This is a genomic window from Marinagarivorans sp. (genome assembly GCF_982758155.1).
Genome location: NZ_CEXWTU010000151.1, coordinates 1 through 12,189 on the forward strand (window position 1 = coordinate 1; position 12,189 = coordinate 12,189).

The 12,189-nt window shown below is 47.8% G+C and carries 14 protein-coding genes; 7 read left to right on the forward strand and 7 right to left on the reverse strand.

The window, feature by feature from the left end; genetic code table 11:
- The 3 genes from AC3A8L_RS14700 to AC3A8L_RS14710 form a co-directional block, all read left to right on the forward strand.
- Positions 1–460, forward strand: a 460-nt coding sequence (locus AC3A8L_RS14700; protein WP_487963023.1) for a tyrosine-type recombinase/integrase, incomplete at its 5' end; no start/stop codon positions are given.
- A 68-nt stretch (positions 461–528) separates the two neighbouring features.
- Complete coding sequence (locus tag AC3A8L_RS14705; RefSeq protein WP_054114280.1) at positions 529–762, forward strand: type II toxin-antitoxin system Phd/YefM family antitoxin; 234 nt, start codon at positions 529–531, stop codon at positions 760–762.
- Positions 763–764: 2 nt separating this feature from the next.
- Positions 765–1,043 (forward strand): type II toxin-antitoxin system RelE family toxin, encoded by a 279-nt coding sequence (locus AC3A8L_RS14710; RefSeq protein WP_487963024.1) that lies wholly within the window; start codon positions 765–767, stop codon positions 1,041–1,043.
- A 196-nt stretch (positions 1,044–1,239) separates the two neighbouring features.
- On the opposite strand, the gene AC3A8L_RS14715 is transcribed toward AC3A8L_RS14710, so the two are convergent.
- The 3 genes from AC3A8L_RS14715 to AC3A8L_RS14725 form a co-directional block, all read right to left on the reverse strand.
- On the reverse strand, positions 1,240–1,674 hold the full coding sequence (locus AC3A8L_RS14715; RefSeq protein ID WP_487963025.1) for a hypothetical protein: 435 nt from the start codon (positions 1,672–1,674) through the stop codon (positions 1,240–1,242).
- Positions 1,675–1,710: 36 nt separating this feature from the next.
- Positions 1,711–3,294, reverse strand: coding sequence for a LysM peptidoglycan-binding domain-containing protein (locus tag AC3A8L_RS14720; protein WP_487963026.1), 1,584 nt, complete (start codon positions 3,292–3,294; stop codon positions 1,711–1,713).
- Between the two features lie 110 nt (positions 3,295–3,404).
- A complete protein-coding gene (locus AC3A8L_RS14725) occupies positions 3,405–4,805 on the reverse strand; it encodes an MATE family efflux transporter (RefSeq protein WP_487963027.1) in 1,401 nt (466 codons plus the stop codon).
- A 170-nt stretch (positions 4,806–4,975) separates the two neighbouring features.
- Between AC3A8L_RS14725 and AC3A8L_RS14730 the strand changes: the two genes are divergently transcribed.
- From AC3A8L_RS14730 to AC3A8L_RS14740, 3 genes are all read left to right on the forward strand, one after another.
- Positions 4,976–5,788, forward strand: coding sequence for a helix-turn-helix transcriptional regulator (locus tag AC3A8L_RS14730; RefSeq protein ID WP_487963028.1), 813 nt, complete (start codon positions 4,976–4,978; stop codon positions 5,786–5,788).
- 432 nt (positions 5,789–6,220) lie between these two features.
- Positions 6,221–7,507, forward strand: a complete 1,287-nt coding sequence (aroA, locus tag AC3A8L_RS14735) for a 3-phosphoshikimate 1-carboxyvinyltransferase (RefSeq protein WP_487963029.1) — start codon at positions 6,221–6,223, stop codon at positions 7,505–7,507.
- Positions 7,508–7,705: 198 nt separating this feature from the next.
- The gene (locus tag AC3A8L_RS14740; protein WP_487963030.1) at positions 7,706–8,515 is read left to right on the forward strand and encodes a DUF2914 domain-containing protein; all 810 of its coding nucleotides are present in this window, start codon (positions 7,706–7,708) and stop codon (positions 8,513–8,515) included.
- Positions 8,516–8,612: 97 nt separating this feature from the next.
- Here the strand turns inward: AC3A8L_RS14740 and erpA are convergent, their stop codons facing one another.
- The 4 genes from erpA to argC all read right to left on the reverse strand — a co-directional run bounded on the left by erpA (position 8,613) and on the right by argC (position 11,338).
- Entirely contained in the window at positions 8,613–8,966 is a 354-nt protein-coding gene (erpA, locus tag AC3A8L_RS14745) for an iron-sulfur cluster insertion protein ErpA (protein ID WP_487963031.1), read from the reverse strand.
- 126 nt (positions 8,967–9,092) lie between these two features.
- Positions 9,093–9,515, reverse strand: a complete 423-nt coding sequence (locus AC3A8L_RS14750; protein ID WP_487963032.1) for a bactofilin family protein — start codon at positions 9,513–9,515, stop codon at positions 9,093–9,095.
- Between the two features lie 8 nt (positions 9,516–9,523).
- Positions 9,524–10,285, reverse strand: a complete 762-nt coding sequence (locus tag AC3A8L_RS14755) for a DUF6776 family protein (RefSeq protein ID WP_487963033.1) — start codon at positions 10,283–10,285, stop codon at positions 9,524–9,526.
- Between the two features lie 12 nt (positions 10,286–10,297).
- A complete protein-coding gene (argC, locus tag AC3A8L_RS14760) occupies positions 10,298–11,338 on the reverse strand; it encodes an N-acetyl-gamma-glutamyl-phosphate reductase (protein WP_487963034.1) in 1,041 nt (346 codons plus the stop codon).
- Positions 11,339–11,552: 214 nt separating this feature from the next.
- Between argC and AC3A8L_RS14765 the strand changes: the two genes are divergently transcribed.
- Positions 11,553–12,189: chloride channel protein (locus tag AC3A8L_RS14765; protein ID WP_487963035.1), on the forward strand; the 637-nt coding region annotated here is incomplete at its 3' end.

Below are 12,189 nucleotides of genomic sequence, written 5' to 3' on the forward strand. Positions count from 1 at the left end.
AAAAGACCGCTTCGTACCGATTAACGACAGAGCCACACAATGGATCACAAAATACCTCGATGAAGTGCGCATCGGCTTTGCCATCGAGCCCGATCCACAAAACGTATTCCTTGAGAAAAACGGCCAGCCGCTCACACCCGCCCGCCTTAGCCGCTTGGTGACGAAATACATCAAACAAGCCGACATCGGCAAAAGCGGAAGCTGCCATTTGTTCCGCCACACGGTGGCTACCTTGATGCTGGATAACGGCGCGGATATTCGTTTTATCCAGCAGATGCTAGGGCACGCGAGCATCTTAACCACCGAAATCTACACCCATGTGAGCATCGTGAAGCTCAAGAAAATCCACGAAATGACCCATCCGACCATGCATCGAGAGCGGCAAGCAGAAGCTGAGCCGGAAGCTACCGAAGAGGCGTTGTTAGCTGAGCTTGAGGAAGAAAAGGCAGATGAGGGTTGATAAATTAGCTGTTTTGGCTAAAATAGCTAAATCGCCCTTGTGGGGCATAAGTGAATGAGGATGTAGCGATGCATATAACCGCGACCGAATTAAAAAACCGTTTGGGGCAGTACCTGGATGCTGCACAGCTGGAGCCTGTCATCATTGAAAAGTCTGGTCGAGAGAACAGTGTTGTGATGTCCAAGCGCCGTTATGACGAGCTTATGGAGCTTGAAGATAAGCTGTGGGATATGAAGGCTCAAGAGGCTGAGAAAGAAGGCTTCATGAGTGATGATGAAACTAGTAAGTTGTTGGGCTTATAGCAATGGCATTAGCGTTAAAACTTTCGAGGCAGGCGGGGCGTTTTATTAAAACCCTACCGCCTAAGCAGTATAAACAAGTGGTCGGTGCAACGCTGGCCTTGCTGAATAACCCTGAGCCTCACGACAGTAAGCAGTTGAAAGGCAGCAAAGATAATAATCGTCGCGCTGATGTTGGTGAGTATCGAATTGTTTACCGCGTTGAAGGTGAAGAGTTGTTGGTACTTGTGATCGGTAAGCGTAATGACGACGAAGTTTATAAAATACTTGATCGTCAAAGTTAACAAAAATGTTTATAGGAGGCATCAAGCTTCTTCCGGCGCTTGTCACATGCCTTGCAAAAAGACCGCAAGCCAAGGCGCCAGGCTAGCACTGTGCCAGCCTGAATACTCATCACTCCGTAAGTACTTACGGTTTGTCGAGTGCCTGTCCTCGAATGATTTCGAATAATTCACCGAAAAAATGTCGGCTTGAGTATGTTTACTCGGCAACTCGAGAATCCCATTTAAGGCTAAACCAAGCACTTGTTGCACCGATAGCGCCAGCTATACCAGCATAGACAATATTCATTATCGTTTGAATATTGTCTTCTCGATAAAGCGCCGGAGTTTCACCGTGGAAGGGTATTGTATCTACCAGATATGAAAAATAAGCAGGAACAAAAAAACCAATAATTGAGAATATCATTAGCGAGCATGTCAACGATGTGCGTTTGAATAAAGGCACTAAAGGCACTAAAGGCACTAGGAGTATTAAACAAAAAACAAATCCTATAATGCAAATTAAACAAGCCCCCAAAAACACACCTGAAGCAAGACCCATATCAACATCAATAGCTGTATTATCACGTAAAAATACAATAGTGAACATTGCTACAGTTAATGTGATGCCACAATATATCGATGCTTTGATCATGATTGTTTAATCCTAATAAAGGTACTGCTGTCTCATCTAAGAACTGGTTTCCACCACATTCACATGCACGGTCAATGTTTTTCCTGGGCGTAAAATATCTTTGCGGTTAATGCCGTTCCAGTGCTCTAGTTTGCGAATAGTAACGCCAAATTTATTGGCGATACGGGCGAGAGAATCGCCGGAGCGGACCTTGTAGCGAATCTTTCGGGTCTCGTTAGCGCTTTTCCCTGTTTTGTCCCAAATTACAATTTTTTGGCCGATGCGTAAGGTATCTCGCGGCGCCATGTTGTTCCATATGGCTAGCTGAGCGCTTGAGGTTTTATATTGGCGAGCAATAGTCCAGAGCGAATCGCCGCTGCGCACAATATATTCCATGCGCGTGCCTTTACCGCGGGCCTGGCGTGTTTTTAACCGCTCGGCACTACTCAGGACATAAAACTGATTGTCTTCACTGGCGCGCGGGACGAGCAAGGTTTTTCCCGCACGGATTTTATGATTTTTAAGTTGGTTAATGTCGCGCAGTAAATCGGTGGTGGTATGGTATTTTTTTGCAATTGTACTTAGCGCGTCGCCATCTTTAATCGTGTAGCGCTCCCACGTAACACGTTCGCTGGCGGGCAGCGCCTGCAGCGCCTGCAGGAAACCATCGTATTTGGTGGCGGGTACCACTAAATAATGCGGGCCATCGGGGGAGGTTGCCCAGCGGTTAAATCCCGGATTGAGCTGATAAATTTCGTCGATGTCCACATCGGCAAGTTTAGCGGCTTGCGCTAAATCGAGCTGGCTGCCCACATTGGCCAAGGCAAAATAAGGCGCATTGGCTATTGCCGGTAGCGAGACATTGTAAATATCGGGCCGTAATATAATTTCTTTTAGCGCCAGTATTTTAGGGATGTACTGCTCAGTTTCAGGGGGTAGGTCTAGCGACCAAAAATCGGTGGGTTTGCCTTTCTTTTTGTTGCGCCTAATGGCTTTGCGTACGTTGCCTTGGCCGCCGTTGTAAGCCGCTAAAGTTATCAGCCAGTCGCCACCAAATTGTTTATTTAATTTTGAAAGGTAAGTCAGTGCGGCCTCTGTTGAAGCCGTAACATCACGTCGGCCGTCGTACCACCAGTTCTGCTCTAAGCCTAAGTGTTTACCTGTGTAGGGCATAAATTGCCACAACCCTGATGCGGTAGCGTAGGAATATGCAAAAGGATCGAAGCCGCTTTCGATCATGGGAATAAGCGCTAGCTCGTGCGGAAGGCCGCGCTCGTCCAATTTTTCTAAAATAAAGTGTAAGTAAAGCTCACCCCTTTGGGTAACGGTGCTGACATGCTTGGGCCTTTTGTTGAACCAGGCTAAGCGTTTAGCGATGCGGGCATCAGCGTAATCGGGAAAGGTGAAACCGTTGCGGATACGGGGCCATATTTCTATGGGTTCTGGAACATCAAAGGCTTGAAGTTGATTGTCGTAAACTAAGCAGGGGTCTTCGTCGGCGAAGAAGGTATTCTCTGCAGGAATTTCGGCCGAGTCGGGAGTATTACCCTTCGTCAGTGATTGTAAATTCGGAACATTACAGCCTGTAGTGAATAAAACAGCAATAAGACTCAACGTATAAGTAGCGCGGCGCAAAAGCATGTAAAACCGTATCTGAGCAAAAGGGCGGACTATTCTATAGCAAAGCGCTTTAGTGTGCTTTTAGATGCCATTGTTTTACGGGCTTATTCACGCCGATATTTTAGTGGTTCTTAGGCTGAGTGTAATGGCGTTGCCGTTTGTGCTGCCTTAATAGGGGAGAGCGAGCCGGCCGCTATGGCCTTATAGTGCAGGCGTTGGCGGCGATTCCAGTAGAAGAGCGCTACGCTGCCCCGGAAGACTTCATCAATACCCATTGCTAGCCATATACCGATTAAACCATAGCCCAGATAAATGCCTAAAAGCCATGTTAGCGGGACGGAAAATAGCCACATTGCGCTAATTCCAAACACCGCAATAAACTGCGGATTACCTGTGGTTTTAATCGAGAACCCGACAATAAAGTTTAAAAGCCGGCCCGTTTCGCAAATAACCGCAAGCCCCATAACCGTAGTGCCGAGCGCTATAATTTCAGCGTTATTGGTAAATAGCCCCAGTAAAGTACCGGCCAGTAGGTACAGTATGGCAACCATAACTGTCACCAAAAGTAGACCAATGTACACGCCGCGGTGCAGCTCGCGGTGCATGGCTTCAAAATCTTTGGCGCCATACAGATGGCTTACTTTAAGTTGTACGCCAGCGGTTAGTGCGGAGCTAAAAAGCAGTACCAGAAATATTAAGTTAAAAGCATAAACCCGAGCGGCCAGCGCGATGTCGCCAAGGCTAACGACCATTCCGATAATGACCAGCTGACTAACATGCCAAGCCAAAGGCTCTAAGGCTGAGGGCACCGCAATTTTAAGGATAGGGCGCAACCATTGTTTGAACTCCGCGATCGAGATTATGTAGCTCACATCGATATGCGTGCGCCAGCGGATCGCCCAAATGGATACGGCTAAGTTAGTTGCCCAAGCTAAGCAAGTGGCAATAGCGACACCTTGTACGCCCAAAGCGGGGAAACCCAGCTTACCTTCTGTGAGTAGGGTGTTGAATACTATGTTAATGACTGTCATTGCGCCGGTGGCAATCATGTTCCACTGGGTTTTACCCTGCGATTGTAAAATGGCGCTGGCGCCAAAGCGTAGTGCTAACAGCAAGATGCCATACCCCAATGTTTTAAGGTAGATAGCGCCATAGATTGCGGACTCGCCGGTTAAACCCATCGTGACGGCAAAGGTGCTGGCAAAGTTCAGCAGTACGACGGCCACACCGCAGCCGGCTATAGCGCACAGCCACATTACCGCACCATAGGTTTTATCGAGATGGAGGGTATCTTTAGCGCCAAGCCGGTGCGATGCGACGGCACAGCCTGCGGTATTTAATGCGATAAAAAAAGTAAAACACATGGCCGCAATGGGAAGCACAGCGCCAACGGCTGCTGCCGCAGTATCGGATATGCGGCTTAAAAACCAGGCATCTACCACGTTGATCAAAAACACAAACAGTGTGTCGATAAAAATAGGCCAAGTTAGGCTAAAAAGGCTGCGTTCAATAACGGTTTTAGGTTGACTCATGCGTGGGGTATCGTTAAATCTTTGCTGGGGGAGAGTGGCCTTGGAGGTGCTGCACCCTTCGAATATTCGGCGCGCATTTTATCGGGTTGGTTGTATTTGTACTATGGTGTAGTTTGTCGAGGCTATGTCCAAAGCTATCATGTCCTCAAATTTACAGTGAAGGAGATTCGGTGCAAGACGAATTTTTATTGGGTGACGCCTCAAAAGAGCAAATTATTACTAAGCAATATGCGCCTGCTTTTGCTGACTATGCGATTCGAGTGGCAGGGGTAACGGATGTTGCTGATGCTTATCGCTGTGCACGCAAGCAGCAACGCTACCATATTCTAGTGTTGACGCTGGCTGGCGAAGGTGACTTGAAAACAGAGGCGGGTCGCTACACTCTTGGTCCTGGTAGCCTAGCGGTGGTGCATAGTCTTGTACCTTTCTGTTATCAAGTCGCGGCTGAAAGTTGGCATTTTTTGTGGTTTATATTAGAGGATGATTCCACTTGGGCCTTCCTTCACGACTTGCCTTCTCTGCCGGAAAACCCCAGGGTTGCCGAAGCTATTAAACCGCTGCTTTTGCTCTTGGCTGAGCCTATATCACAGGTGACTAAAAGCGCCATTACCCGAGAAATTTATCATTTACTGCTTGCAGCATTGCGCTCGCCAGTACCAGTAAATACGTTAAAAGAAAGGCTGGCTCGATTATTTTTGGCGGTAAATCAACAATTGCATTCGCCTTGGACGGCATCAGAGCTTGCCAAGCAGCTGCATTGTTCGCAACCGACACTGCACCGATATTGTCAGCAGGTTTATCACAAGACACCGCTGCAAATTGTTATTGATTTACGCATGCAGCGAGTACGGGTGCTATTGCGTGAAACGGATTGGAATCTAGACATTATTGCCGCCCAGGTGGGCTACAGTAGTGGCTTAAGCTTATCGAAAGCGTTCAAGCAAAAAACCGGTCAAAGCCCGATGAACTATCGTGAAGAATGACGTTTAGGGGCGAGGCAATAATAGATTGTCCAATTAGGCGCAGAGTTCTGCTTTCTCATCGAGGCACTTAAAGGGGCGCATGCCGGGGCCTATATGGACATAGGTCATTAGGATAACGCATGGAGCAGTTATCGAGGCATGTAACGCTTTAAGTAACGAAGAGGAGGAAGTAGAGAGCAAACATTAGTGGATAATGCATTATTTCCTCGTCCCTTATTCTCTGCTGGAGCTGATGCGGACACACAGTCTCATCTTCTTTCAATGAGTTTCAATGCAGCGAAATAGCCATCTTTACTAGGTTTTTGGGGGCTATCACGGTGCAGAGCAATGCGGTACTGGCTTATATGCTGAGCGGGATGGGGCTTGTTAGTGGCTTTTTAGTGGTGAGATCCCTAAAATGTGCGCCTCGAATTAAGCTATGGCCTATCAATTATGGAATCGTTAACTCTTAAGCCCTTAAAAACCGTACGCGGTGAAGTGACCCTGCCAGGCTCTAAAAGCCTGTCTAACCGCATACTCTTGTTGGCGGCTTTGGCTAAAGGGCAAACGCGCATCACCAACTTGCTGAACAGTGATGACGTTAATCACATGTTGAATGCCTTAACGCTATTGGGCGTAAGCTACGATTTAAGTGAAGATCGTACCGAGTGTACGGTCAATGGCCTAGCGGGTCCTTTTGATGTTAATGCCGCGACCACGTTATTTTTAGGCAATGCTGGGACGGCGGTAAGGCCGCTAACAGCAGCCTTATGCTTGAGTGGTGGTAGTTTTGAAATTACGGGCGAGCCAAGGATGTATGAGCGCCCAATCGGCGATTTGATCGACGCCATGGCACAGCTAGGTGCAGAGGTGACTTACCTAAAAGACGAAGGTTTTCCACCGTTAAATATTGAAGGCAAAGCACTGACCGGCGGAAAAGTGAGTATTCGCGGTAATATCTCTAGCCAATATTTAACGGCGCTTCTGATGATTGCCCCTTTATTGAAAAGCGACTTAGAAATTCAAGTTGAAGGTGAGCTCGTTTCTAAGCCTTATATCGATATTACTCTAGATACCATGGCAAAATTTGGTATTAACGTCGCTAATAACAATTATCAAAGCTTCGTGGTGAAGGGCGGTCAAACGTACACGGCAGCAGGGGAGATTATGGTTGAAGGTGATGCCTCTTCGGCCTCTTACTTTTTAGCCGCTGCTGCGATTGGTGGTGGACCCGTTAGAGTCCACGGTACTGGCAATGCTAGCGTGCAAGGCGATGCGGCATTTGCCCGCGTGCTTGAGCAAATGGGTGCGAAGGTTGAATACAGTGACTGCTGGATAGAAGTAACCGGGACCGGCGAATTAAATGGTGTTGATGTCGATTTAAATCACATACCTGATGCCGCAATGACAATAGCTACAGCCGCACTATTTGCAAAAGGTCCAACGTGTATTCGCAATATTTATAACTGGCGCGTAAAAGAAACCGATCGTTTAAATGCGATGGCAACAGAGTTACGTAAGGTGGGCGCAATAGTCGACGAGGGCGAAGATTATATTCACATTACACCGCCTTCAGCATTAACGGCTGCGGCAATTGATACCTACGACGATCACCGCATGGCAATGTGTTTTTCGTTGGCGAGTTTTGGTGATGCTGAAATTACTATTAACGATCCCAGGTGCACCTCGAAAACCTTTCCCACGTATTTTGATGAATTTGCAAAGTTACGTGTAGAGTAAAAGCAGTTCTTTACTTGGTATAAAAAAGCCCCAGTGTTTAGCTGGGGCTTTTTTTGTTTACGTCAATGTGAAGCCTGTTCGTGGATTGCACTGGAGAGGGTGATGGGATAGTGCTTTCGGTGTAAGATCGCATTACTGAACGATGCGCAGCCTTTCGATAAAGGCCGTTTAACGAGATATCACACAGGCTTCCTTTTCATGGCAAAACCACTGACAAACTTATCAATTCGAGTCAATATCCCTGAAGAGAAAGAATACGTTGTCAAAAAAGAGGTAGAGATCCTTTGGGGGCGTATTTGGGGTGCTGGCATCGGTGTACTTGTTTTCATCGGAGTGATTGTGGGTGCGTTGTTAGCCTTTGGTAGTGACGATGCGGCTTTTCAGCCGGTAAAATCGCCTGAATTACGGGTTGCTGATAAATTTATTGCTGAAGCACCAGTGGCTCCGGTGAAGATAGTTCCGGTTGCTGTTGCTGGTGTGGTGAAACCCTTGCCGGCTGAAGTGCCGGTTGTAACGATGTCGCCAGGGCTTCAGTCTCAGGGCGTTGCCAGCAATATTGATATGACTACGCCGGCTTTAGTGGCTGAAGTTGCTCCGCTAGAGATTATTGAAGCCAAGGTGGAGGTTGCACAGACGTTAGCGGCCAGCGACCTTGTGCCTGCGACGGTAGCAACACATTCGGAGCACTTGTTACGCGCTGCTTTAACAACTGAAATGAAAGGGCGGCAGCCTGCGAAGGGTGCGCCAGCAGTATTGCAGGTGTCGCAAGGGGAGCTATTAACGGTGTATTTCTTTACCGAGCTTAAAGGCTTGCGAAAGCAAACGGTACACTATGATTGGTTTCGTAACGAAAAGCGTGTAGCTAGAGTGAAAATTCGCCCACGGTTCGATACGACGGGAAATTTTTCGAGTAAATACATTGATCGGAATATGCGTGGCCAGTGGCGCGTTGTGGCTAAAACGGCTGGCGGTGAGTTGCTCGCTACAGCGCAGTTTGAAGTGCGTTAATACTGAGCTTTCAGGTTTTATGCTTACTGTGTAGTGGAAATTTTTATCCCCATTAGTCTGCGTGCTAACGGGGGGGGGCTTTTTTACAGATGCTTTATTACACTGAGAAAGAGGCTCCGCAGCCGCAAGTAGAGCTAGCGTTGGGGTTTTCGACAATAAAGCGGGAGCCTTGTAGGCCTTCTTTGTAGTCGACGCGAGCGCCAACCAGATAGGGGTAGCTCATTGGGTCGACGACAACACGTACGCCCTCTTTTTCGATAAGCGTATCTTCTTCGTCGAGATCTTCGTCAAAACTGAAGCCGTATTGAAAACCCGAGCAGCCACCGCCGGTGACATAAACACGCAATACAAGATTGGGGTTTTCTTCCTCTTCAACCAAGCTGCGGACTTTGGCGATCGCGTTCTCGGTGACTTGAATGGGAGTAGGGGTATAGCTTTGCGCTGAACTCATATCGGCCTCAACTGTAGATGGTTGTCGATTATTGTAAAGTTGAGTGTTTTAGTCAAGTATTCTTAATTGTGGTAGTGCTGAAGGCTAAAAGGCTGGCGCATTAAGTGCCAGCCCATAGCTACTAGCTTAGGGTGCTGGTTTGGCTTTTGCGGAGGCGATATTCTCAACTTTCTTAGCGTTGTCCGCTTTTTCATCAAAATGAACAAGGCTGCCATTCACTTGCGACCCTTTGACCATCTCGATGATGTTGTAGTAAACGTTGCCTTGGATAACCGCTTTTGATGCAAGCTCAATGTGTGCTGTTGAGCGAACGTCACCGCAAACTTTACCGTTGATTACGGCTGCGGGTACGCGTACTTCGCCTTCAACGCTACCTCTGTCGTGAATAACCAGGCGCGCTTCTTTGCCGCCTTCGGCGATAACATTACCGACGACTTGGCCTTCAATTTGTAACTCGCCAACAAAATGAATGTCGCCAACGACTTTAGTGCCGCGTGAGATCAGAGTGTGGTTGCTGCCGTGGTCTACTTCTTTTTTGGATCCGAACATAATTCCCCCTAGTGTGCTGACCAATCGTAATTTTTTGTGATGGTCGTGTTCTTTTTATCGGTCACATTAAGTTGAACGGTGACCTGCTCTGGTACAAAATTTTTCGGTAGGGCAAAAGTGCCTGTCAGTGTTTGAAAATACCTGAACTTCACTTTGAGCTTGGTTGCACTCTTTGAGTCGTTTGAGTCGTTAGCATTTTCTTTGACCGCTATATCACTATAGTTGTAACTCGTGGCCTTGTTATTCTCTTCACCCTCAATGGTGATGCTTACGTGACCCTTGATCCAGTCGGTATGCTTGGCGAGCTGCTTGGCCACTAGCTTAAATTGGTATTGATTTTCTGCGTCTGTTTTGGTGAGTTCCCACTCTCCAATTGCAGGCCCTTTACCGCCTTTTTCTGGACTCATGATATTGCGATAAAAGTTGTTTTCTTCCTGTGTTTTTTGCAAGGCTGTTTTTAACTCTAGAACCTCTTGCCGGACTGCTTCACTGGATTTTCGATCAACTTCAGCGCCTGTTTCGGTGTTAATCAGTTGCTGCGCATATTCACTGTTGTTTGTTTCTAAGGCATCCACCTTTGCCACATTTTCAGCCAGCATTGTTTCCAGTAACGCTTGCCTCGTGGCACCTTGCTGGAAGCCGTATTGATGGGCGCTGAAGGCTGTTGCCGCTAGCGCTAATACGGTAAAGCAGCGAATAGACCACTTCAATATGGGGCGGTGGCGAACCACCACCATGCGGTGTTGCTTGCTTGCTTTTACTGTTGCCATAGTTTGTTCGCTTTATGGCAGCAGTGAAGCAAAATGTAAGCCGCAACTTTCATCTAGCCCAAACATAATGTTCATGTTTTGAATGGCTTGCCCGGATGAGCCTTTAGTGAGGTTGTCTTCGACAACAGTGATCACGGCTGTGTCCCGACCTTGGGGTTGGTGAACGGCAATGCGGCAGATATTGGTGCCTTTCACTGTGCGTGTTTCGGGTAGGCTGCCTGCGGGTAGTACGTCCACAAAAGGTTCATTTTTATAGGCGTCTTCAAAAAGTTGCTGCAAGTTAGTGCTTTTATCTTTGAGTGTGGCAAAAAGTGTTGCGTGAATGCCGCGGCTCATAGGAATAAGATGAGGGACGAAAGTGAGTTTAATGCCTTCTTGGCCGCCACTGAAGTCGGTTAATAGTTGCTCGATTTCTGGTAGGTGGCGGTGGCCATCAACGCCGTAAGCTTTAAAGTTTTCGCACACTTCGGCTTGTAGCATTCCCACTTTAGCACCGCGTCCTGCGCCGCTGGCGCCGCTGGCGGCACTAGCGATAAGGTGTTGCGTGTCTACAACCCCTTTTTCAATTAAGGGTTTAAAGCCCAATAAAATAGCGGTGGGGTAACAGCCGGGGCAAGCTATTAGGCGTGCACTTTTAATGGCTTCGCGGTTAAATTCAGGTAAGCCGTAAACGGCTTCGCCGACCCACTTCTTGGCGCCATGATCTTGGTTGTACCATTGCTCCCACAGTGCAATATCGCGAATACGAAAGTCGGCGGATAAATCAATAATCTTTGCGCCGCCGTCTAAAAGCTCGCCGGCGGAGGCTTGCGCTACACCGTGTGGTGTTGCAAAAAAGATGACATCGCAGGCCAGTAAGGTCTCGTTATTTGGGGCGCTAAAATAGAGGTTGTCGTAGTGACCGCGAAGGTTTGGGAATAGCTCGGGTACGGCGCGACCGTCTTCAGCGCGTGAGGTTATTACGCTCACTTCAGCTTCGGGATGGAGGGTTAATAATCGGAGCAATTCTACGCCGGTGTAGCCTGTACCACCGACAATACCTACTTTAATCACGGTTCACCTCATGTATTTGTGGGAGTCGAATTTTACATATCGTTGTGCGTTTATTCCGCTAAACTAGCTTATATTCGTAATGCATACCGAATAACGATGCTGATTTTGCGTGCTAAGCCTGTTTATTAGGCGTATTGCGCGTAAACTGACGTGTTGATGCGCGCGCCGCTGCGTATGGTAATGACCTTTCACCTAAAACAAAAGCTATATCACCATGCCCCACTCCTTTGCTAAATGGGTGCAACGCGCTAATAGCGCGATTGTTCATTTCCGACATTCCCTTTCTTATATCGATGCTTTACCGCAGCTTACCTTTTTAGGCTTGGTGATTGGCCTTTTTACGGGCCTGATCATTGTTTGCTTTAGGTTGTTTATTGAGTGGCCGCTAGAGCAGTTTATGCCCAATGGCGCCGAGAGCTTTGAGCAGCTAGCGGCTAGTACGCGGACGTTTATGATTTTTGGCGGGGCATTTTTTCTGTGGTTGTTTTTGCGTGCAATGGGCCCAGAGGCCTCGCAGGTAGGCGTTGGACATGTATTGCATCGCCTGCATAATTTTCAGGGGCGGCTGCCCAAACGAAGCTGGTTTACACAGTTTGTGGGCGGTGTTATTTGTTTGCTCAGTGGTTTTTCGGTTGGCCGCGAAGGGCCGGCGGTACATCTGGGCGCGGGTTGCGCCAGTCAAGTCGGCAATTGGTTAAAGTTGCCCAATAATAGCCGGCATACTTTAGTGGGCTGTGGCGTTGCTGCCGCTATATCGGCCTCTTTTGATACCCCTATGGCTGGCGTTATTTTCGCCATGGAGGTTATTGTTATGGAATACACAATTATTGGTTTTGTGCCTGTGATTATGG